The following is a 22166-nucleotide window of genomic DNA, read 5'->3' on the forward strand; positions in this document are numbered from 1 at the left end:
TCAGTTGCCCTCGAAGCGAGGCTTCTGCTTGGCCACGAAGGCTTCGTAGGCGCGGTTGAAGTCCTGCGCCAGCATGCACAGGGCCTGCGCCTGCGCCTCGGCCTCGATGGCTTGCTCGATCGTCATGGCCCATTCCTGGTGCAGCATGGTCTTGGTGATGCCGTTGGCGAAGCTGGGGCCTTCGACCAGCTGGCGGGCCAGGGTCTGCGCTTCGTGCGCCAGGGCCTCGGGCGCGGCGAGCCGGTTGAAGAAACCCCAGCGCTCGCCCTCTTCGCCACCCAGCGCGCGCCCCGTGTAGAGCAGCTCGCCGGCACGGCCCTGGCCGATGATGCGCGGCAGCATGGCGCAGGCGCCCATGTCGCAGCCGGCCAGGCCGACGCGGTTGAACAGGAAGGCGGTCTTGCTGCGGGCCGTGCCGATCCGCAGGTCGGACGCCATGGCGACGATCGCGCCGGCGCCGGCGCAGACGCCGTCGACCGCCGCCACGATCGGCTGCGGGCACTGCCGCATCGCGTTGACCAGGTCGCCGGTCATGCGCGTGAACATCAGCAGTTCCGGCGCCTTCAGCTTCACCAGCGGGCCGATGATCTCGTGCACGTCGCCGCCGGAGCAGAAGTTGCCGCCGGCGCCCTGCACCACCACGGCCTTCACGTCGTCGGCGTACTTCAGTTGCCGGAACAGGTCGCGCAGCTCCGCGTACGAGTCGAAGGTGAGCGGGTTCTTGCGTTCCGGGCGGTTCAGCGTGACCGTGGCCACGCCTTCCTTCACTTCCCACAGGAAGTGGGTGGCACGGTAGCCCGCGGCGGGGCGGCGGTTGCCCGCCAGCAGGGCGGGGTCGACCCGCGTGTCCTTGTCGTCCATGGTCTGGTTCCCTGGTTTGTTCACATCACTTCGCCACCGGAGACCGAGATGGCCTGCCCGGTGATCGCGGAAGCGCCGTCGCCGCACAGCCAGCGCACGGCGTCGGCCACTTCCCGGGGGTGCACGATGCGCTGCTGCGGATTGCCCCTGGCGAACTCCGCCAGCGCCTCCGCCTCGCTGCGGCCGGTCTTGGCCACCACGTTGGCCACGCTCTCGCGCAGGATGTCTGTTTCGGTGTAGCCGGGACACACCGCGTTCACGGTGATGCCCTTCTTCGCCACCTCCAGCGCCAGCGCGCGGGTGAGCCCCAGCACGCCGTGCTTGGCGGCGACGTACGCGCTGACGTAGGCATAGCCCTTCTGGGCCGCCGTGCTGGCGATGTTCACGATGCGGCCGCCGCCGGCCGCCAGCATCTGCGGCAGCGCGGCCTGCGAACAGAGGAAGGTGCCCGTGAGGTTGACGGCCAGCATGCGCTGCCACAGCTCCACGCTGGTCTTGAGCAGGGGCGCGCTCTCCGCCTGGCCCGCGTTGTTCACGAGGACATGCAGCGCGCCCCGCTCGGCATGGGCCCGCGCGAACGCGGCGCCGACCTGCTGCGGGTCGGCCACGTCGGCGACGGCGATGCCGTGACGCCCCGGAAGCTGCGCGGCGAGCGCCTGCAGCGCCGCCTCGTTGCGCCCCAGCAGCGTCAGCGACGCGCCCTCCTCGGCGAGCGTGCGCGCGATGGCGGCGCCGATGCCGCGCGCCGCGCCGGTGACGAGGGCGTGCCGGCCCTGCAGCATCAGGCGCCCATCGCGCTGTTCGCCTGCTGCAGCGCCGTGAGGCCGGCGGCCTGGCTGGCGGCAGCGCGCTCGCGCTCCAGGTTGCGTTCCAGCTGCATCTTGGCCGAGCGGTACTGCTTGGGCCAGGCGAGATCGAGGTAGCCGATCTTCGCGGCTTCCATCAGCGTCCACGCGGGGTTGGCCAGATGCGGCCGCGCCACCGCGCAGAGGTCCGCGCGGCCGGCCGCGATGATGCTGTTGACGTGGTCCGCCTCCGAGATGGCGCCGACCGCGATGGTGGCGATGCCGGCCTCGTTGCGGATGCGGTCGGCGAACGGCGTTTGGAACATGCGGCCGTAGACCGGCTGTTCCTGCTTGCTCACCTGGCCGGAAGAGCAGTCGATCAGGTCGGCGCCGGCGCTCTTGAAGGCGCGCGCGATCTGGACGGCATCGTCGGGCGTGATGCCGCCCTCGACCCAGTCGTGCGCGGAGATCCGCACCGACATCGGCAGGTGGCTCGGCCAGGCGGCGCGCACGGCCTTGAACACCTCCAGCGGATAGCGCAGCCGGTTCTCCAGCGAGCCGCCGTACTGGTCGGTGCGCTGGTTGGTCAGCGGCGAGATGAAGGAGGACAGCAGGTAGCCGTGGGCGCAGTGCAGCTCCAGCCAGTCGAAGCCGGCCTGCGCCGCGCGCCGCGCGCCGGCCACGAAGTCGTCGCGCACGCGGTCCATGTCGGCGCGGCTCATGGCGCGCGACCACTGGCTGACGCCGTCCAGGTACTGCTGCGGCGAGGCGGAGATCAGCGGCCAGGCGCCCTGCTCCAGCGGCTGGTCGATGCCTTCCCAGGCCACGCGCGTCGCGCCCTTGGCGCCGGCATGCCCGATCTGCAGGCCGATCTTGGCGTCGGAGTTCGTGTGCACGTAATCGACGATGCGCTTCCAGCCGTCGCGCTGGGCGTCGCTCCAGATGCCGGGGCATCCGGGGGTGATGCGGGCATCCGGCGAGGGGCAGGTCATCTCCACCATCACCATGCCGGCGCCGCCCATGGCGCGCGCCCCCAGGTGCACGAGGTGGTAGTCGGCCGGCATGCCGTCCACGCAGGAGTACTGCGCCATCGGCGAGACCAGCACGCGGTTCTTCAGCGTCGTGCCGCGCACCGTGAAGGGCGTGAACATCGGCGGGATCGGCATCTGCTGCGGATGGCGCTCCACGCCGGCGCGCACGGCCATCCAGTCCTCGTAGGCTTCCACGTAGGCCTTGTCGCGCAGGCGCAGGTTCTCGTGGCTGATGCGCTGGCTGCGCGTGAGCAGCGAGTAGGCGAACTGCGCCGGCGGCAGGCCCACGTAGCGGTCGACGTTCTCGAACCACTCGGTGGAGTTGCGCGCGGCGTTCTGGATGCGCAGCACGCCCACGCTGCGCTCGGCCTCGTAGTCGTTCAGGGCCTGGCCGAGTTCGGCCGGGTTCTTCGCGATGCAGCGCGCCAGCTCGATCGCATCCTCGAAGCCCAGCTTCGTGCCGGAGCCGATGGAGAAGTGCGCGGTGTGGGCGGCGTCGCCCATCAGGACCACGGGCGCGCGGCCGTTGTGGTGCACCCAGCGCTTGCAGACCACGCGCGGGAAGCGGATCCACTGGGCCGAGCCGCGCAGGTGCGCCGCATTGGACATCAGGCGGTGGCCGTCCAGATACTTGCCGAACAGCTTCTCGCAGAAGGCGATGGATTCGTCCTTGTCCATCTTGTCGAGGCCGGCGGCCTGCCAGACCTCGTCGGGCGTCTCGACGATGAAGGTGGAGGTGTGGTCGTCGAAGCGGTAGGCGTGGGCCTGGAACCAGCCCCACTGCGTCTTCTCGAAGGCGAAGGTGAAGGCGTCGAACAGCTTGTGCGTGCCGAGCCAGACGAAGCGGCAGCGGCGCGTGTCGATGTCGGGCTGGTAGGTTTCGGCGTACTTGGTGCGGAAGCGGCTGTTGAGGCCGTCGCTGGCGATGATCAGGTCGGCGTCCGGGTAGTCGGTGTCGTCCTGCACGTCGGTCTCGAACACCAGCTTGACGCCCAGCTCCTCGCAGCGCTCCTGCAGGATGTTCAGCAGGCGCTTGCGGCCGATGCCGCAGAAGCCGTGGCCGCCGGAGCGCATCCTGTTGCCCTCGATGTTGATCTCGATGTCGTCCCAGTGGTTGAACGCATCGAGGATCTTCTCCGCCGTGGGGGCGTCGGCGAGCTGCAGGTTGCCCAGGGTCTGGTCCGAGAACACGACGCCCCAGCCGAAGGTGTCGTAGGGACGGTTGCGCTCGACCACGATGACTTCGTGGCGTGGATCCTGTTTCTTCATCAACAGGGCGAAGTACAGGCCCGAGGGGCCGCCACCGATGCAGACGATCTTCAAGGGACGCTCCTTCCCGCAGTTGCGACAGTTAGATGAATAATCATTTGTTTAGGGTTAAACAATTCTAGGGCGAGCTTCCCCGACTGGCAAGCTGCGGGGAAACCCTCAGGTGTGGCTCGGCAGGGACGGCCCGTCGCCTTCGATGGCGGCGCGCAGGTCCGGGGGGATGGCGACGGCGCGGTGCGTCTCGAGCGAGGTAGTGACGACGACCTGCCGCATGCGCATGCGGACTTCGCCGTCCCTGGCGGCCACGCAGCGCCAGTCCAGGGTGAGGGAGCGGCTGCCCAGCCGCTCCACCTCGAGCAGCAGGTGGACGGCATCGCCGACCCGGCTCGGGGCCTGGAAGTCGGCCTCGATGTGGACGCTCGGCAGGCCGATGCGGCGCCGGGTGACGAGGTCGGCGAAGCCGACCCCCAGGGCATCGACCCAGTCCTCCATCGCCCCGTTGAACAGCACGAAGTACTGCGGATAGAACACGATCCCGGCGGGATCGCAGTCGGAAAAGCGGATGCGCCGCTCGGTGCGGAAGCTGCGCATCACGCCCTCGCCCCGCGGTCCCAACAACCGGGCGGGATGCCCCGCTCGCGCAGCTTGTACTTCTGCACCTTGCCGTTCTCCGTGCGTGGCAGCTCCGCGACGATGTCGATGAAGCGCGGGATCGCGAACCTGGGCAGCCGCCCCTCGCAGAATGCCGCCAGTTCGGCCGGCGCCAGCATCGCGCCCTCGCGCGCCGTCACCGCCGCCATGACCTCGTCCTCGGCCAGTTCGGAACGCACCGGATAGACCGCGGCGGCCCCGACGGCGGGATGCATGGTCAGCACCTGCTCCACCTCCCACGAGGAGATGTTCTCGCCGCGGCGGCGGATCGCATCCTTGATGCGGTCCACGAAGCGGAAGGCGCCGTCGGCGTCGCGCACGACGCGGTCGCCGGTGTGGAACCAGAGGTTGCGCCAGGCCTCCACCGTCTTGCCGGGCTGGCCGAAGTAGCCGGTCGCGAAGGCGAAGGGCGCGTCGGCGCGCAGCACGAGTTCGCCGGCCTCGCCGGGCGGCAGCTCGTTGTCGGCCTCGTCCACGACCCGGGCGTCGAAGCCGGCGCGCACCCAGCCCATGACGCCCTGCCGGGGCGAATCGGGCCGGGTGGCGATGACGAAGTTCGTCTCGGTGGAGCCGTAGCCTTCCAGCAGCGGCACGCCGGTGCGCTCGCGGAAGGCGGTGCCGGCCGCCTCGGGAACGCCCGGGCCGAGGCCCAGCCGCACGCGGTGCGCGCGTTCCGCCGGGCCGGGCGCCTGCGCCAGCAGGATGGGGACCATGGCGCCCAGCAGGTAGACGACCGTGGCCCCGCTGTCCGCCATCGCGGGCCAGAAGCCCGAGGCGGAGAACTTCTCCAGGAACTGCACGCGGCAGCCGGTGACCGACGCCTGCGCGAAGGTGTTGAGCGCGTTGACGTGGAACAGCGGCAGCGTCGTGCACAGCACGTCGTCGCCGCGCAGGTCCAGCACGTCGGCGCTGTGCACGCCCCACCAGTAGTACTGGGCGTGCGGGCACAGCACGCCCTTGGACGGCCCCGTCGTGCCGGAGGTGTAGAGGATCGCCAGGGTGTCGGAAGGAAGCACGTCCGCCGCTTCCACCGCCTCGCCGGGCGCGGGCCAGGCGTGCAAGCGCACGCGGGCTTCGATGCCGCCGGCCGCGCTGCTGCCCTCGCCGACCACCCACACGGACTCGAGCGTCGTGCGGTCCAGGTCCGCCATCCGCAGCCGCTCGACGAAGAGGTTCTCCATCACCAGCAGGCGCGCCCCGCTGTCCGCCAGCAGGTATTCGATCTGCGGCCCCATGGAGGCGCTGTTGACCGGCACCGCCACGGCGCCCATCCAGCCGCAGGCCAGCACCGTCTCCAGGAACTCGGCGCGATTGCCGCACATCACGGCCACGCGGTCGCCGCGCTGCACGCCGGCCGCCTGCAGCGCCCCCGCGCGGCGCGCCGCCACCGTCGCCAGTTCGCCGTGCCGCCACTCGCCACCGGGGAGCGCGACGCAGGGCCGCTCGCCGAACCGGCTCGCCTGGCGGCGCAGCAGCGCCGGAAGGGTGCGCTGCGCCGGCGGCAGCAGCCACTCAGTCTTCATCCGCGTCGCCCCCGAGGTAGGTGGCCTGCACCCGCGGATCGTTGATCAGGACGTCCGAGGCGCCGCTCAGGGCGATCTCCCCGGTCTCCAGCACGTAGCCGTGGTCCGAGCTGAGGAGCGCGGCGTGCGCGTTCTGCTCCACCAGCAGCACCGAAACGCCCTCCCCGCGCAGGCTGCGCACGAAGGTGAGGATCTCCTGCACGATCAGCGGCGCGAGCCCCAGGCTCGGTTCGTCCAGCATCATGAGACGGGGCGAGGACATCAGGGCACGGCCCAGGGCCAGCATCTGGCGCTCGCCGCCGGAGAGCGTGTCGGCCCGCTGGGCCCGCCGCTCGCCCAGGCGGGGGAAGCGGTCGTAGACGAACTCCAGCCGGCTCTTCAGCGCGGCGCCGCGCAGCTTCTTCGGGAAGGCGCCGAGCATCAGGTTGTCCAGCACGGTCAGCTCGCCGAACAGCTCGCGCTTTTCCGGCACCAGGCACAGGCCCCGCTCGACGCGCTCCTCGACTTCCAGTTCGTGCAGGTCCTCGCCCTCGAAGCACAGCTTGCCCTTCGAGGGCAGCAGGCCCATGGCGGCACCCAGCAGGGTCGACTTGCCCGCGCCGTTCGGCCCGATCACCGAGACGATCTCGCCCGCGTCCAGCGTCAGGGACACGCCCCGCACCGCCTCCACCTGCCCGTAGCCGACGTGCAGGTCCCCGATTTCCAGCATGGGCGCGCCCATCACATCCCTCCCGCCGCGACCCTGCGCGGCTGCTCCATGGCCGCCCCGGCGGACACTTCCGTCGGCGAGGCGACGCTCTTGCCGGCGCGCGGCGCCGCGGCGATCACGCTGCCGCCCAGGTACGCGGCCTGCACCTCGGGATTGGCCCGGACCTCCGCCGGCAGGCCCTCGGTCAGCTTGGAGCCGAAATTCATGACCACCAGCCGGTCGACCAGCTTCATCACGAAATCCATGTCGTGTTCGACGATCAGGATCGTCACGCCCTCGGCGCGCAGCTTGCGCAGCAGCTCGCCGAGCTCCTGCTTCTCCTTGCGCCGCAGGCCGGCGGCCGGCTCGTCCAGCACCAGCAGCACCGGGTCGGCCGCCAGCGCGCGGGCGATCTCCAGGATGCGCTGCGTGCCGAGGGGCAGGCTTCCCGCCAGTTCGTGCGCGCGCCCGGCCAGCCCGATGCGGGCCAGTTGCCGATGCGCTTCGGCGAGGATCTGCGCTTCTTCGCCACGGTCCAGGCGCAGGCCCGCGGCCAGCATGCCCGCGCGGGTCCGGCCGTGGGCGCCCAGGGCGACGTTGTCCAGCAGGCTCATGTGCGGACGCAGCTTCACGTGCTGGAAGGTGCGCGCCATGCCGCGGCTGGCGATCTGCCGCTGCGCCAGGCCCGTCACGTCCTGCCCCAGGAAGTGCACCTCGCCACGCGTCAGCGCCGCCGCGCCGGTGACCAGGTTGAACATCGTCGACTTGCCGGCCCCGTTGGGCCCGATCAGGCCGACGATCTCGCCGGCGCGCACGTCGAAGCTCACCTCGTTCACGGCGATCAGGCCGCCGAAGCGCTTCACCGCACCGCGCACCGACAGCAGCGGCTGCCCGCGCGCGGGCAGCGTCCGCCGCGGCAGCGGCTCGGCGGCCGGCAGCGCCAGCGGTGCGGAGGGAGCGAAGCGGCCACGCGTCCAGCGCGCCACGAAGCCCATCACGCCGCCTCGCGCGTAGTGCAGCAGCAGCAGGAACAGCACGGCGAAGGCCACGGCCTCGAGCTGGCCGGCGCGCGTGGTGAGCAGCGGCAGCACGTCCTGCAGGCCGTTCTTCATGACCAGCACCGCCGCCGCGCCGACGATGGCGCCGCCCAGGTGCCCCAGGCCGCCGGCGACCGCCATCAGCAGGAATTCGATGCTGGCGCGCACGTCGAAAGGAGACGGGCTGACGAAGCGGTTCATGTGGGCGTACAACCAGCCCGCCACCCCCGCGAGCAGGGCGGCCATGACGAACAGCGCCAGCCGCACGCGGAACGCGTCCGCGCCCACGCTCGCCATCAGGATGCTGCCCCCGCGCAGGCTGCGGATGGCGCGGCCGCTGCGGGACTGCAGCACGTTGTGCGAGAACAGGAAGGCCAGCCCCACGATGGCCCAGATCAGGTAGTACATCGCGCGCGGGTCGGCCAGCGACCAGCCCGCGAGGTGCAGCGGCGGGATGTTGGACAGGCCCGTGTGGCGGCCGAGCGCATCCACGTTGCCGAACAGCAGCGCGATCGACAGTCCCCAGGCGATGGTGGACAGCGGCAGGAAGTGCCCGCCCAGGCGCAGCGTCAGCGAGCCGATCACCAGCGCCGCCGTGCCCGTGAGCCCCAGCGCGAACAGCAGGCCGATCCAGGGCGACATGCCCTGCTTGGTGGTGAGCCAGGCGCTCGCATAGGCAGCGATGCCGACGAAGGCGGCCTGGCCGAAGGAGGTGGCGCCGCCCACGCCCGTGAGCAGCACGAGCCCCAGCGCCACCAGGGCGCCGATGCCGATGTCATTCAGGAGGCTCACGCCGAAGTTGCCCAGCAGGGCCGGGGCGATCGCCACCCCGGCCACCACGGTCGCAACCAGCGCGAGCTGTCGACGATCCTGCGTCATGCCTCGATTTCCTCCACCTCTTCTTCGGGATGGCGCGTCAGCGCGGAGCGCAGCATCAGCACCGGCACCAGCAGGCTGAACACGATCACGTCCTTGAGCGCGCCGCTCCAGAACGAGCCGAAGGCCTCCACCACGCCCACCGCCAGCGCGCCGACGGCCGTCAGCGGGTAGCTGAGCAGGCCGCCGATGATCGCGGCGACGAGGGCCTTCAGGCCGATCAGGAAGCCCGAGTCGTAGTACATGGTCATCACCGGGGCGACCAGCACGCCGATCAGGCCGGCCAGCAGCGAGGCGAAGGTATAGGCCAGCAGGGCCGTGCGGGCCGGCCGGATCGCCACCAGGCGGGCGCCCACACGGTTGACCGCCGTGGCGCGCAGCGACTTGCCCACCGCCGTGCGCTCGAAGGCCAGGAAGAACAGGCCGCTGAGGACGAGTGCCGAGACCACCATCAGCACCACCTGCGCCGTGACCGAGAAGCTCCCCAGCGTGAAGGCCCCTTCGGCCAGCGGCGCGGTGCGCGAACCCTCGGGCCCGAAGAACAGCAGGCCCAGTCCGGACAGCAGGAAGTGCAGCGCCAGCGACGCGATCAGCAGCACCAGCACGGACGCATCCGCGATCGGCTGCAGCGCCACGCGCGCCACCAGCGGCGTGATCGGCACCACCAGCAGGATCGCGCTCACGATGAACACCGCATGGGGCAGCTGCTGGCCCGAAGCGGCCCAGGCCAGCGCGCAGGGCAGCGCCGGAAGCACGCCCCAGCCCAGGATGGCGCGCGGGATGCGCGCCGCCTCGCCGCGGCGCAGGAGCGTCACGCATTCCGCAACCACGGCGAGCAGGGCCAGCGTGAGCACCAGGGCGATCGTCGCCGGCTGCTTGCCGGCTTCGAAGGCCGCCAGGCTCAGGGCGGCGAAGGCCGCGACGTCGCCGAAGGGGACGAACACCACCCGCGTGACGGAAAAGATGAGAACGAGGCCGAGGCCCGCCAACAGGTACACCGCCCCGTTGGCTACGCCGTCGATGCCGAGGATGAGTGCGACGTCCCAGGTCATGTCAAGGTACCAGTTTCCATTGGCCGTTATCGAGCTTGACGATCACGCGCGCGCGCTCGTCCACGCCATACAGGCTGCCCGGCTTGAAGTTGTAGACGCCGTAGGTTCCCACCACCATCCGGTGCTCCCGGCGGGCGCTCAGGGCGCCAGCCTCCACTGCGCCTTGTCCAGGCGGATCACGACGGCCGAGCGCCGGTCCAGGCCGTAAGGATCGTTCGGCTTGAAGTTGAAGATCCCGTGCGTGCCAGCGAGTTCGTGCGTCTGCGCGATGGCGTCGCGCAGGGCCTGGCGGAACTGCGGCGTGCCCGGCTCCGCCTTGCCGGCCTTGGCGGCGCGCGCGGCGGCGTCGGCGAACACCAGCCAGGCATCGAAGGTGTAGGCCGAGAAAGCGTCCACCGGCTGCGCCCCGTGCGCCTTCTGGTAGGCGGCGCGGTAGTCCAGCGCGATCTTGCGCACGGGACTCTCGGCGGGCAGCTGGTCCGCCACCATCACCGGGCCGCTCGGAACCATCAGGTTGTTGGCGGCCGTGCCGGCGACGCGCACGAAGTCCGCGGTGATCAGGCCGTGCGTGCCGTAGATCTGGCCCTTGTAGCCGCGCTCGGCGAGCGCCAGGTACGGCAGGGCCCCTGGCGTGCCGGAGTTGCCGGCGAACACCGCGTCGGGGCGCGCCGCCACGATCTTCAGCACCTGGCCGGCCACCGAGCTGTCGCCTCGCGCATAGCGCTCGTTGGCGATCACCTCGATGCCGGCCGGCTGGGCCGCCTTCACCAGCGAGTCGTAGGCGAGATCGCCCAGGGCGTCGGAGAAGCCGATGAAGGCCACGCGCTTCACGCCGGCGGCCTTCATCTTGTCCACCACGGCGGCGACCATGAGCGGGAACGGCTGGGAGACCGTCACCGTCCAGCCGTTGTCGTTCGCGGGCACGCTCACCGGGGTCGGCGAGATCAGCGGCGTGCCGGTCTCGCGCGCCACGGCGGCGATGGCCAGCGCGCCCGGCACGCCGGACGTGCCGATCAGCACGTCGACGTGGTCCTCGGTCACCAGCTTGCGCGCGTTGCGCGCCGCGACCGTGGGGTCGGACGCGTCGTCCAGCACCAGCAACTGCACGTTGCGGCCGGCCACCGTGGCCTTGTACTGCTGCGCCGCCTGGATCCCCTTGTGGTAGGGGATGCCCAGCGCGGACACGGGGCCCGACAGCGAGGTGATGAAGCCGACCTTGATGTCCGCGGCGAGCGCCTGGGCGCCCACCACGGTGCCCAGCGCCAGGCCGGCGAGGCGTACAGCGATGCGATTCATGTAGCTTACTGCTCCAGCTTCCATTGACCCTTTTCCAGCTTCACGATGACGCGCGAGCGCTCGTCGGACCCGTAGCGGTTGTCCGGCTTGAAGTTGTAGACGCCGTGCGTTCCCACCAGCTCCCTGGTGCTGACGATCGCATCGCGCAGCGCGACGCGGAACTGGGGCGAGCCCGGCTCCGCCTTGCTGGCCAGGGCGCGCTGCGCGGCGCTTTCGAACAGCAGCCAGGCGTCGAACGAATAGGCGGAGAAGGCATCGGTCGGGGCAGCGCCGTTGGCCTTTTCATAGGCCGCGCGGTAGTCCAGCGCCACCTTGCGCACCGGGTTGTTCGCCGGCAGCTGCTCCGCCACGATCACCGGGCCGGTGGGCGCCAGCAGGCCTTCCACCGAGGAGCCGCCCACGCGCACGAACTCGGGGTTGATGAGGGCGTGCGTGCCGTAGATCTGGCCCTTCCAGCCGCGCTCGGCGAGCGCGCGGTAAGGCAGCGCGCCGGGCGTGCCGGAGGTGCCGGTCAGCACCGCGTCCGGGCGCGCGGCCACGATTTTGAGCACCTGGCCCGTGACCGAGGTGTCGCCGCGGGCGTAGCGCTCGTTGGTCACCACCTGGATGCCGGCCGCCTTGGCCGCGGGCACCAGCGAGTCGTACACCAGGTCGCCCCAGGCATCCGAGAAGCCGATGTAGCCGACCGTCTTGACGCCGCTCTTCTTCATGCGCTCGACGATGGCACTGACCATCAGGGGCGCGGGCTGCGGCAGCGTGACCATCCACTCCCCGTCGGGACCGGGCAGGTTGGCATTGGCGATGGAGATCAGCGGCGTCTTCGTCTCGCGCGCCACGGCGGCGATGGCCAGCGCGCCGGGCGAGCCCGCCGTGCCGATGATCACGTCGACCTTGTCCTCGTCGATCAGCTTGCGGGCGTTGCGCGCGGCGGTGGACGGGTCGGAGGCGTCGTCCAGCTGGATCAGCTGCACCTTGCGCCCGCCGATGGTGGACTTGTAGGCGGCGCCGGCCTGGATGCCCTTGCCGTACGGGATGCCCAGGGAGGAGACGGGGCCCGACTGCGAGGTGATGAAACCGACCTTCAGGTCGGCGGCCAGGGTGTTGAACGCGAAGGCCGCGCCCAGGGCGACGGCGGCGAACTGCTTGAAGGCTTTCATGGGTCTCCTCTGGTTCAAAGCGAAAGGCTGCCGAGGCTGGCGCCCCCGCAGACGTACAGGACCTGGCCGGTGATGAAGCCGGCCTCCGGCTGGATGAAGAAGGACACGCTGCGGGCGACGTCTTCCGGCTCGCCGATGCGACCGACCGGGATGGAGGCGGCGAGCTTCTGCTCGCGCTCGCTGCCGGCCGGGATCACGTCGTAGAACATGTCGGTGTGCACGGGGCCGGGGGCGACCACGTTGACCGTGATGCCCTGCGGCGCCAGTTCCAGCGCCCAGGTGCGCGCCATGCCCAGCATGCCGGCCTTGGTGGCGGAGTAGCTGGTGCGCGTCTGGGCGCCCAGCGCGGCACGGGAGGACAGCAGCAGGATGCGGCCGAAGCGGCGCTCCTGCATGTGCGGCAGCGCGGCCTGCGCCAGCAGCACGGCGGAGCCGAGGTGCAGGTTCACCAGCGCGTCCAGGTCCTCCAGCTGCACTTCCGGCAGCAGGGCGGGACGGATCACGCCGGCGTTGTGCACGATCGTGGTCAGCTCGAAGCGGCGCGCGACCTCGCCCGCGGCTTGCTTCGTCGCGGCGCGGTTCGTCAGGTCCACCTCCACTTCGTGCAGGCGGGCGTGGTCGATGCCGCTGCGCCGGCGCGCCAGCGACACCACGTCGTAACCCTCGGACAGCAGGCGCTCGACGATGACCTTGCCGATGCCCGCGCTGCCGCCCGTGACGGCGGCGACCTTGTTCGCTCTCATTTCGTCTCCTCCACCAGTGCCAGCACGCGCAAGGGGCTGCCGCTGCCCTTCTGGATCTTCAGGGGCGGGCAGATCAGCAGCGCCCCCGTGGGCGGCAGCAGGTCCAGGTTGGTCAGGCACTGCAGGCCGTACTTGCCGGCGCCGTGCATGAAGTAATGGCAGGGGTACGGCGGACGCAGGTGGTAGCCCTGCCCCGCATCCGTGCCGATCGCCTCCGAGCCGAAGCCGAGCACCTGGCGCTGCTGCACCAGGAACTGCACCGCTTCCGAGCTGGGGCCCGGGGTGTGTTGGCCCGCCTCGTCGAAGTTCTGGTAGGCCTCGGGATCCATGCGCTTGGACCAGTCCGTGCGCATCAGCACCCAGGCGCCGGGCGTGATGCGCCCGTGCTCGCGCTCGAAGCGCTCGATGTCCTCCACCGTGAGCAGGTAGTCCGGGTCCTGCTGCACCTGGGCGGAGCAGTCGATCACGAAGGCCGGCGCGACGAAATCCTGCACCGGGATCGTGTCCACCGAGTTGTTCGGGAGGTCCTTGCCGGAGATCCAGTGGATCGGGGCGTCGAAGTGCGTGCCGGTGTGCTCGCCGCAGGAGAAGTTGTTCCAGTACCAGCCCGGGCCGCGCTCGTCGTAGCGCGAGACCTCCTCGATGCGGAAGGGCCAGCACTGGCCCATCTCGGGCGGCAGCGCGATCTGGGGGAATTCCGGCGTGAGCGTCTGCGTGAGGTCCACGACGCGGATGCGGCCGCTCGCGAGCGCGAGCGCCATCGCCGCCAGCGCGCCGGCGCCTGCCTGTGTCTTCATCTCAATGTCCTCCAGCTGCGAGTTCGCGCTCGAGCACCTTGGGGTTCTCGCGCCAGCGTTCCAGCCATTCCTGGGCGACGTCGCCCGGGTACACGTCCTCGATGCCTTCCTTCAGCGCCTTCACGATGGCACTGGCCAGCGCCGAGGGCGCGAGCTTGGGCGGCGGCATGTTCTGGTTCCACTCGTCGTCGATCGGGCCCGGGAACACGTTGACCACCCGGATGCCCGCCGGCCGCATCTCCGCGCGCAGGCACTGCGCCAGCGACAGCGCCGCGGCCTTGGAGGCCGAGAAGGTGCCGTGCGCCGGGTAGTTCGCCAGCGCATAGATCGACAGCAGGTTGACCCAGGCGGCCGCGTGCGTCACGCCGTCGGCCGAGCGCGCCCGCAGCGCGGGGCCGAACTCCTGCGCCAGCCGCAGCAGGCCGAAGTAGTTGATGTCCATCTCCGCCTTGGCGACGTCGGTGCCGCGCCGGCCGGAGATGCCGAAGGTGCGGTGCACCTCCGCGGTGTTGATCACGATGTCCACCTTGCCGCCGATCTCCCCGGCCAGCTCGGTGACGGAGCGGCCGTTGGTGAGGTCCAGCGGCACCAGCGTGACCTCCTTCATCTTCGAGATGTCGTCGAATCCCGGCAGCTTCTTCCAGGGTTCGGCATGGCCGACCCACACGATCTCGGCGCCGGCCTTCACCAGGGCCTGCACCATGGCCTGGCCCACCGCCGTCTTGCCATCGGTGACCAGCACCTTGCGGAACTTGGGGTCGCTCGTCATTTCTCTCAGCATCTTGTCGTCCGCCATGTGTTCGCTCCCGTCCGGGGGGAATCCGATCAGCACCGCCTGCCCGGCGCGGTCCAGGCGCGCGCCCACGTGCACGCGCGTCGGCGCCTCCCCCACCTCGCCGTGCAGGTGCACGATCAGCGAGGGGCCGCTGTCCAGCTTCACCAGCCCGAGGCGCCACGGCAGGCGCTCGCGGAAGAACAGGTCGTTGCTGTGGTGCAGCGTGGTGAGCGCGAGCAGCGTGCCCTCGCCCGGCTGCGGCTTCCATTGCAGGCGCGGCGACAGGCACTGGTGGCAGGCTTCGCGCGGCGGGTACTGGATGGCGCCGCAGTCCTTGCACGCCTGCAGTTCGAAGCGGCCTTCCGCGGCGGCGGCCGTCATGCCCAGGGCCACGCGGCCGCGGGCCCAGGGCGGCAGGTTCATCTGCCGCGTGCGCAGGACCGGGTTCTTGCGCTTGGGCTTCATCAGCGGCATCGTCATGCGGACCTCCCGAGGAGCACGGCGCCCGTGCACAGGCAGCGGTCGTAGGTGACCATGCCGAAGCCGCCCACCAGGCCCAGCTTCGCGTCCTTCACGGCACGCTCGCCGGCCGCGCCGGTGAGCTGGCGGACCGCCTCGGTCAGGCCGAGGAAGCCCCCGGCCGCGCCCGCCTGCCCGCAGGAGAGCTGGCCGCCGCTGGTGTTGTTGGGAAGCTCGCCGTCGAAGGTGCCGCGGTGCGCGCGCACGAACGCCGGCCCTTCGCCCTTCTCGCAGAAGCCCAGGTCCTCGAACTGGATCATCACGATCACGGGGTAGTCGTCGTAGGTCTGGACGAAGTCGACGTCGTCCGGCTTCGTGCCGGCCTGCGCGTAGAGCTCGTCGCGATCCATGCGCCAGCCGCCCCGCACCATGATGGGATCGTCGGAGTAGGCGTTGTGCCGCTCGATGGCGCCGCGCACCAGGGCGTGCGGCAAGCCGAGTTCGCGGGCGCGCTCCTCGCGCATCACCAGGAAGGCTTCCGCGCCAGCGCAGGGCATGACGCAGTCGAACAGGTGGATCGGGTCCGAGATGGACCGCGCGCCCATGTATTCGTCCAGCGTCAGCGGCTTCTTGAACAGCGCGTTCGGGTTGCGCAGCGCGTTCGTGCGCTGGTCCACCGCGATGCGGCCGAAGTCCTCGCGCGTCGCCCCGTAGGCGCGCATGTAGTTGGCCGTGATCATCGCGAAGATGGAGTTCGGGCCGCCGGAGCCGTAGGGGTAGCTGGCGTCGCGCGCGAAGTTGCTGAAGGCGCCCAGCGTCTGGCGGAAGGAGTCGACGTGGTTGGTGTCGCCCGACACGCAGGCCACGATGTCGGCGTCGCCCGCCTGCACCGCGCGGGCGGCGCGGCGCAGCGACATCACGCCCGAGGCGCCGCCGGTGGGGATGTGGTCCAGCCAGCGCGGCGAGAGGCCCATGTGCTGCGTGACGCCGACCGCCGTGTCCGGCGTGAGCGAAAAGCTGCTGACGGTGAGTCCGTCGATCTGCTCCTTGGCGATGCCGGATTCCTGCACCAGCCGGTGCAGCGCCTGGCCGATGAACCAGTGGGCGCCGCGCGTGGAGTAGCGCTCGTAGGGCACCGTGATCGGTACCGCGACGGCGATGCCTTCGTAGGAGAGCCGCCTGCGGGTCATGCTTGCCGCTTCTTCATGGTGCGCGTGTCGATGCAACACGGCTTCGAAGGCAAGGTCCGCGCCAGCTCGCGCAGCTGGCCGCGCTGGATCTTCTGCGAGCTCGTGAGCGGCACTTCGTCGACGAAGGCGACGTAGCCCGGGGCCTTGTAGTAGGCCAGCTGCGCCAGCGCGTGCTGCACGATGGCCGCGGCCACGGCGGCGCGCTGCGCCTCGGGCACCGGGTCGCGGGGGATGATGCAGGCCAGGACCTCGTCGCCGCGGACCGCGTCCGGCGTCGCGGCCACCGCGGCGCTCTTCACCGCGGGATGCTGGTTCAGCACGCTCTCGACTTCGACCGCGGAGATGTTCTCGCCGCTGCGGCGGATCACGTTCTTCTTGCGGTCCACGAAGAACATGGAGCCGGCGTCGTCGCGCCGGACCATGTCGCCGGTGTGGAACCAGCCGCCCTCCCAGGCCTCGTCGGTCGCCTTGTCGTCCTTGAGGTAGCCCGAGAAGAAGTAGCGGCGCGGGTCCGGCCCGCTGGAACGCACCAGCAGCTCGCCAGGCACGCCCGCTGGCACGTCTTCGCCGGCCTCGTCCACCAGCCGCAACTCCACGAAGGACTCGGGCTTGCCGAAGCAGCTCGTGCCGATGTGGCGGGGCTCGTGGTTGGCCATGATGCAGGCGGCCGCGCCCGTTTCCGTCATGGCCCAGGCCTCCACCAACGGGAAGCCGAAGCGCTGCTCGAAGACGCCATGGTTCTTCCGGTCCACGCCGGCACCGAAGCCCCAGCGCACCGAATGGGCGCGGTCGGCTTCCGATGCCGGTGCGGACAGCAGCATCGCGGGCATCACGCCGAGGTAGTGCACGATGCTCGCGCGACTTTCGCGCACGCTGTGCCACCAGCTCTTCGGATGGAAGCGATCGAGCTGGATCAGGCAGCCGCCGGCCGTCAGCACCACCATCGTGGAGAAGGCCATCGCGTTCACGTGGTTCAGGGGGAGCGGCGTGATGATGCGTTCGCGGTCGGGGCGGACCGGGCACACGCCGTCCAGCCCCGCGTACCAGTCGCCGGCGCGCAGGAAGTACTCGTTCGTGAGGCGGCAGCCCTTCGGCCGCCCGGTGGTTCCCGAGGTGTACAGCAGCGCGCACTCGGTCGCGAGGCCGGGAGCCGTTGCCGCCGCGGGTGCGGCGCTGGTCGCGCGGGGCGGGCTACCGACGGCGTCCCACGTTCCCATGGGCACGCCGGCGGCGCGCGCCGCGTCCTGCAGGTCCGCCGCGCGCTGCGGCAGCGTGACGGCGAGCGCGATCTCGCTGTGGCCGATCAGGTACTCCAGTTCGGCCGAGCGCATTTCGGCGTTGATCGGCACCACGCTGGCGCCCACGGCGTTCAGCGCGAACCAGTGGAACAGGAAGGCGGGCCGGTTCTCCAGCAGCAGGCCGACCCGGTGGCCGTGGCCGTAGCCCGCCTGCGCGTACTGCTGGCGCAGGCGCTCCACTTCCGCGGCGGCCGCCGCCCAGGTCACCGGCGCGGCAGGAATCCCGTAGACCTCCGCCGTGACCGCGTCGACGAACAGGAACTCGCCCTCGGGCGCCCGCCGCGCCGTGGCGGCAAATCGCTGGTGGACCGTGGACATTCGCTTCAGATGAACAGCTGCACCGAGGGCAGCGCGGCGTCGGGGTTGAGGAGGTTGACGCGCTTGAGCGTCATGCGCAGCGCGCCCTCCTGCACCGTCAGGTGGTGCACGGTGTGGCCCACCAGGAAGATCAGGGAGTCGCCCTGCGCCTCGGTGTAGTGGAACTCGGTGCGCACCACGTAGCGGTTGGAGGCCGGCTCGAATTCCTCCACCGTGGGGGTCTGCAGCAGGTGGTGCGCGCGGCTGGCCGGCTGCTGCGAGAAGGCGCGCGGGCTCTTCAGCCGCTCGATGCGCACGTCGCGCAGCAGCTTGTCCTCGTACATGTGGGAGGTGTGGTTGAGGCCGTCCACCTGGTCGGGCACCAGCGGCACCCAGTAGAAGGCGTCGTCGGTGAACAGCTGGTTCCACTCGTCGAAGTGCCTGGCGTCCAGCAGGCGCGCCTCGCGCACCACGAAATCGATCAGGTCCTGGCGGGTCGGTTCGCTCATGCCTTGCCTCCCATGGTCAGGGTCATGTACCGGGCCCAGGCGCGGTACTGGTTGCGCATCGAGATCTCGCTGGTGCCGATGGTCGTCACTTCGCGCTTGCCGATCTCGGACTCTTCGTAGTTGCGGTGCAGGCTGATCCAGTCGTTGCCGCTGGCGTGCAGGCCACGCTGGATGCCGCGGTACGCCGCCAGGTCGTCGTGGCCGACCACCGAGAAGGGCGAGTTGATCAGCCGGTTGTACATGGTGGTGCGCTGCAGGAGTTCCGGCGGCGCGCCCTTGAGGCGGAAGCTCCAGCTCTCCACGAGGGTCTTGTCCGCCGCGAGCGGCTTGATGACGCGGATCGTCTGGATCGCGCCCTTGATGGTGAGCGTCGGGTAGTACACCGTGTTGTGGCGCGCCTGGCCCAGGACCTGCGCGGCCTTCTCCTCGCCGTGCGCGGCCTTCAGGGACTCTTCGTAGGCGGGGATGCCCGAATACTTGCTGTGGATGCTGAAGTGCACGCCCGAGAAACTGTGGCCGTTCTCGTAGACCCGCACGCCCATGTCCTCGAAGAACTTGTAGTCGGACATGAAGGGCACGAACTGCTCCACGGCCATCGGCTTGGGCGCATCCGCCGGCTGGCCGGACCACAGCTTCTTGGCCGTGCCCGCCGAGGACTCGTGCGTCACCATGGGATGCATGGTGTCGTTGAGGTTCTCGATGACCATCTTCCAGTTGCAGTCGTGCATGAAGCGCAGCACGCCGCCGGCGATCTCCAGCTCGCCCTGCGGCGAGCGGTCGGCCATGTTGTCGATGGAGCTGAGCGAGTCGCCGAAGTACTCCTCGAAGCCCGGGCCCACGTCGTTGATCTTCACGAAGATGAAGCCGCGGTACAGCCGCACGTTCTTCACCGCCACCAGCCCCCGCGAGCCCTCGCACTCCGAGAACATCGTGTTGTCGTAGCCGTTCTTCAGCGGGATCGACAGCAGCGAGCCGTCGGTCTTGAAGGTCCAGGCGTGGTAGGGGCAGCGGAAGAACTTGCCGGTGCTGCCGCAGCCGTCGCTCACCACCTTGGCGCCCTTGTGGGCGCAGCGGTTCATCATCACGCGCACGCTCTGGTCGGAGTGGCGCACGACGATCAGCGGCTGGCCGGCCACGTCGGCCGTGATGTAGTCGCCCGCCTTCGGCACCTGGCTGTCGTGGCCGACGTAGTTCCAGGTGTTGGCGAAGAAGTTCTCCTGCTCCAGCTCGAACAGTTCCTGGCTGATGTACAGGTCGCGGTGCACCCGGTCCGGCTTGACCAGCGCGCGCACGGCGTCCGGGTTTCCTCGATAGCTTTGGCTCGTCATGGCTCCTCGCTCCTCACAAGTCAAGTACCAGCCGCGGCCCGCGGGCGCGCGACACACAGATCTGCATCACCCTGCCCGCGGACCGTTCGGCCTCGCTCTGGCAGTAGTCCCGGTGCTCCACCTCGCCCTCCAGGACCGTGCACGTGCACACGCCGCACTCGCCGCGCTTGCAGTCGAACATGGGGTCGCAGCCGGCATCGATCAGGGCGTCCAGCACCGACTGGCTCGCGCCGACGGCCACCGTGCGCCCGCTTTGCGACAGCACCACCTCGAAGGCATGGTCGCCCGCCTGCGCTTCCGGCGCGCTGAACAGTTCGAAGTGCACGCGGTCGTGCGGCCAGCCGCGGGCCTTCGCGCCGGCGAGCACCGCGTCGAGCAGGGGCTTGGGGCCGCACACGTGCAACTGGTCGTGCGCCCCGCAGGCGGCCAGCAGCGCGTCCACGGCGAGCGGCGCACCCGCTTCCGCGTCGGCGTGCACGGCGAGGTCTTCGCCCAGCAGTGCCTGCAGTTCGGGCAGCAGGGCCATCAGGTCGCGGCTGCGTCCCGCGTATTGCATGCGCACGGCCTGGCCCTGCGCGCGGCAGTGCGCGGCCATGGTGGCCAGGGGCGTGACGCCGATGCCTCCGGCCACCAGCACGACACGGCCGGGGCCGCGGTGCAGCGGAAACTCGTTCTTCGGCGCTTCGACCGTGAGCTGGTCCCCGACGCGAACGGAGTGCATGAAGCGCGAGCCTCCGCGGCCTTCGTCTTCCCTGCGCACGGCGATGGTGTAGCTGCGGGGCGCCTGCAGGTCCGCCGACGGGTCCAGTTCCACCAGGGAGTAGTGACGCCAGTCGCCCGCACCGCTGGCGGGCGGCACCTGCACGCGGACGTGCGCGCCGGGCGTGAAGCCCGGAAGGATCGCGCCGTCGGCGGCGGCGAGCCGCAATTGGCGGATCAGGGGGTTCAGGTCCCGCGTTTCGATGACGCGCAGCGCCAGGCTCATGCCGCTTCTCCCACCGCAAGGGCCGCACCGCGCGTGGCGGTGGCGGCGGTTTCGCCGAAGCCCAGGCGCTCCAGCGCCACCTGCAGCTTGTCCCCGCGTTCGTCCGCCAGGGCGGCGTCGCGCAGTTCGCGCACCGCGGCCGGTGCGATGCGTGCGCCGGCGCGCTCGATGGCGGCCATCAGGGTCTCGTAGTTGCCCAAGCCGCGCTCGTGCGTGTCGCCGTAGCCTTTCACCAGGCGCTGGCACTGGGCGACTTCGGTCGCGAGCTGCGGATTGATGGCGGCAATGCGCACGATGCGCGCCAGCCAGTCCTCGATCCGGCCCACTTCCAGCTGGTAACGCAGCGTGCTGCGGCGCCAGCGCTTCATGCCCGACAGCGTGTAGAGCATCAGGAAACCCGGGAGGGAGCTCGTGGCCACCACCCTGCCCTTGCAGGTGAGGCGCTCGACCAGGCGGCGCGGCCAGCCCGAACGCGCGAGCCAGCGGCCGAGGCCGGCCGGCATCGTTTCGCAGATCTCCTGCAGCCGCGGGTGCATGAATTCGTTGATCGCCAGCAGCTGGTCCTTCTGCACGTGCACCTCGGAGCTCACGCGCTCGAAGCGACTGCTGCGCGTCTTCAGTTCCGCCACCCGGATGGTGTCCTCGTAGGACATCCAGAGCGCCAGGTGGCGGGCCGTCTCGGACAGAAGTTGCGCGTCGTTGCCGCCGGGTTGCGCGTACAGGTGCGCGAGCCGCTGGAGATAGAGCCCGGCGTAGTCGGGGTCCTGGTAGTCGACGAGGCGGCGCACGCCCTCGGTGAGCACGAAACGGGCGGAGGCGGGGAAGTCGCCCGCGATGCGCGCGAGCAGCGCGCGCACCTGCGGATCACTCGCCGCGGCGGGTTGGGTTTCCGGCGCCGCGGCCGGAGCGGCGACTTCCTTGTCGTCCTCGGCGTTCGCACGGCCGAAGCCCGCACCGAAAGCCTTCAGGCTGGCCTTCACACCCACCCCGCCGCGCTCGATGGTGGCCTCGAACTGCGCGCGGCTGAAGGGCAGCACGCCGGTGCCGGCCAACGCACCGAACAGCACGGCGCTGATGACGCTGCCCGATTCCTCCGCCACCTGCGCCATGTCGAAGCGCACCAGGCGCTTGGCGGCACGCTGGGCGTGCGCCAGGAGGTTGGCGGTGTCGGCGCGCCCGTCGCCCATCGCGATCTTCTCGGCGATGGCGTAGACGCGGTGCGTGGAGGCGACCAGCGTCGTGCGGTCGGGCGTCACGAGTCCGCGCTGCACCGCGCGGCCAGCTTCCATCAGTTCGGAGGCCAGCACCACGTCGACGTCGCCCGGCAGGGGCATCAGCGCCAGCACGGGGTGGCCGCCGTCCGCTTCGGCCTGGGCGCGCGGATACATCTCCACGTAGTAGATCGTCGCGCCCGTGCGCTGCGCGACACCGGGCACGGACGTGGTCTGGGCGATGTAGCCATTGGCTTCGCCGAGATCGACGATCCAGTCCGCCAGCACCCCGCCCCCCTCCCCGCCCATGGCGAGGATGGCAATCTTGATCGGCTGCACCTTGTTCAT

General features: G+C 70.5%; 19 protein-coding genes. All 19 read right to left on the minus strand.

The annotated features are described in order from the left end of the window. Window positions 1–861, minus strand: coding sequence for an enoyl-CoA hydratase family protein (locus JJ685_RS22335; protein WP_201676540.1), 861 nt, complete (start codon window positions 859–861; stop codon window positions 1–3). Window positions 862–881: 20 nt separating this feature from the next. Then, window positions 882–1643 (minus strand): SDR family NAD(P)-dependent oxidoreductase, encoded by a 762-nt coding sequence (locus tag JJ685_RS22340; RefSeq protein ID WP_201676541.1) that lies wholly within the window; start codon window positions 1641–1643, stop codon window positions 882–884. Then, entirely contained in the window at window positions 1643–4000 is a 2358-nt protein-coding gene (locus tag JJ685_RS22345) for a bifunctional salicylyl-CoA 5-hydroxylase/oxidoreductase (protein WP_201676542.1), read from the minus strand. Before JJ685_RS22345 ends, JJ685_RS22340 begins: the two co-directional genes overlap by 1 nt. Before the next feature lie 105 nt (window positions 4001–4105). Continuing rightward, a complete protein-coding gene (locus JJ685_RS22350; protein WP_201676543.1) occupies window positions 4106–4537 on the minus strand; it encodes an acyl-CoA thioesterase in 432 nt (143 codons plus the stop codon). Then, the gene (locus JJ685_RS22355) at window positions 4537–6120 is read right to left on the minus strand and encodes an ATP-dependent acyl-CoA ligase (RefSeq protein ID WP_201676544.1); all 1584 of its coding nucleotides are present in this window, start codon (window positions 6118–6120) and stop codon (window positions 4537–4539) included. The genes JJ685_RS22350 and JJ685_RS22355 overlap by 1 nt, the downstream gene beginning before the upstream one ends. Beyond that, the gene (locus tag JJ685_RS22360; protein ID WP_201676545.1) at window positions 6110–6841 is read right to left on the minus strand and encodes an ABC transporter ATP-binding protein; all 732 of its coding nucleotides are present in this window, start codon (window positions 6839–6841) and stop codon (window positions 6110–6112) included. The genes JJ685_RS22355 and JJ685_RS22360 overlap by 11 nt, the downstream gene beginning before the upstream one ends. Beyond that, on the minus strand, window positions 6841–8724 hold the full coding sequence (locus JJ685_RS22365; RefSeq protein ID WP_201676546.1) for a branched-chain amino acid ABC transporter ATP-binding protein/permease: 1884 nt from the start codon (window positions 8722–8724) through the stop codon (window positions 6841–6843). The genes JJ685_RS22360 and JJ685_RS22365 overlap by 1 nt, the downstream gene beginning before the upstream one ends. Further along, window positions 8721–9773 carry a branched-chain amino acid ABC transporter permease gene (locus JJ685_RS22370; RefSeq protein ID WP_201676547.1) on the minus strand — a complete coding sequence of 351 codons (1053 nt, stop codon included), beginning with the start codon at window positions 9771–9773 and terminating at the stop codon, window positions 8721–8723. Before JJ685_RS22370 ends, JJ685_RS22365 begins: the two co-directional genes overlap by 4 nt. Before the next feature lie 138 nt (window positions 9774–9911). Then, window positions 9912–11069, minus strand: coding sequence for an ABC transporter substrate-binding protein (locus JJ685_RS22375; RefSeq protein ID WP_201676548.1), 1158 nt, complete (start codon window positions 11067–11069; stop codon window positions 9912–9914). Window positions 11070–11074: 5 nt separating this feature from the next. Continuing rightward, entirely contained in the window at window positions 11075–12226 is a 1152-nt protein-coding gene (locus JJ685_RS22380; RefSeq protein ID WP_201676549.1) for an ABC transporter substrate-binding protein, read from the minus strand. A gap of 14 nt (window positions 12227–12240) precedes the next feature. Further along, window positions 12241–12969 (minus strand): SDR family NAD(P)-dependent oxidoreductase, encoded by a 729-nt coding sequence (locus JJ685_RS22385; RefSeq protein WP_201676550.1) that lies wholly within the window; start codon window positions 12967–12969, stop codon window positions 12241–12243. Beyond that, window positions 12966–13766 carry a cyclase family protein gene (locus JJ685_RS22390; protein WP_201676551.1) on the minus strand — a complete coding sequence of 267 codons (801 nt, stop codon included), beginning with the start codon at window positions 13764–13766 and terminating at the stop codon, window positions 12966–12968. The genes JJ685_RS22385 and JJ685_RS22390 overlap by 4 nt, the downstream gene beginning before the upstream one ends. A gap of 1 nt (window position 13767) precedes the next feature. Next, window positions 13768–15021, minus strand: coding sequence for an SDR family NAD(P)-dependent oxidoreductase (locus tag JJ685_RS22395; RefSeq protein ID WP_201676552.1), 1254 nt, complete (start codon window positions 15019–15021; stop codon window positions 13768–13770). Continuing rightward, entirely contained in the window at window positions 15018–16190 is a 1173-nt protein-coding gene (locus JJ685_RS22400; protein WP_201676553.1) for a thiolase family protein, read from the minus strand. Before JJ685_RS22400 ends, JJ685_RS22395 begins: the two co-directional genes overlap by 4 nt. Next, the gene (locus tag JJ685_RS22405; RefSeq protein ID WP_201676554.1) at window positions 16187–17806 is read right to left on the minus strand and encodes an AMP-binding protein; all 1620 of its coding nucleotides are present in this window, start codon (window positions 17804–17806) and stop codon (window positions 16187–16189) included. The genes JJ685_RS22400 and JJ685_RS22405 overlap by 4 nt, the downstream gene beginning before the upstream one ends. Window positions 17807–17811: 5 nt before the next feature. Next, entirely contained in the window at window positions 17812–18294 is a 483-nt protein-coding gene (locus JJ685_RS22410) for an aromatic-ring-hydroxylating dioxygenase subunit beta (RefSeq protein WP_201676555.1), read from the minus strand. Next, window positions 18291–19622 (minus strand): aromatic ring-hydroxylating dioxygenase subunit alpha, encoded by a 1332-nt coding sequence (locus JJ685_RS22415; RefSeq protein ID WP_201676556.1) that lies wholly within the window; start codon window positions 19620–19622, stop codon window positions 18291–18293. Before JJ685_RS22415 ends, JJ685_RS22410 begins: the two co-directional genes overlap by 4 nt. A 13-nt stretch (window positions 19623–19635) precedes the next feature. Continuing rightward, window positions 19636–20607, minus strand: a complete 972-nt coding sequence (locus JJ685_RS22420; RefSeq protein ID WP_201676557.1) for a PDR/VanB family oxidoreductase — start codon at window positions 20605–20607, stop codon at window positions 19636–19638. Then, window positions 20604–22166 carry an indolepyruvate oxidoreductase subunit beta family protein gene (locus tag JJ685_RS22425; protein WP_201676558.1) on the minus strand — a complete coding sequence of 521 codons (1563 nt, stop codon included), beginning with the start codon at window positions 22164–22166 and terminating at the stop codon, window positions 20604–20606. Before JJ685_RS22425 ends, JJ685_RS22420 begins: the two co-directional genes overlap by 4 nt.

Origin of the sequence: Ramlibacter monticola (assembly GCF_016722785.1) — a bacterium.
Taxonomy (GTDB): domain Bacteria; phylum Pseudomonadota; class Gammaproteobacteria; order Burkholderiales; family Burkholderiaceae_C; genus Ramlibacter; species Ramlibacter monticola.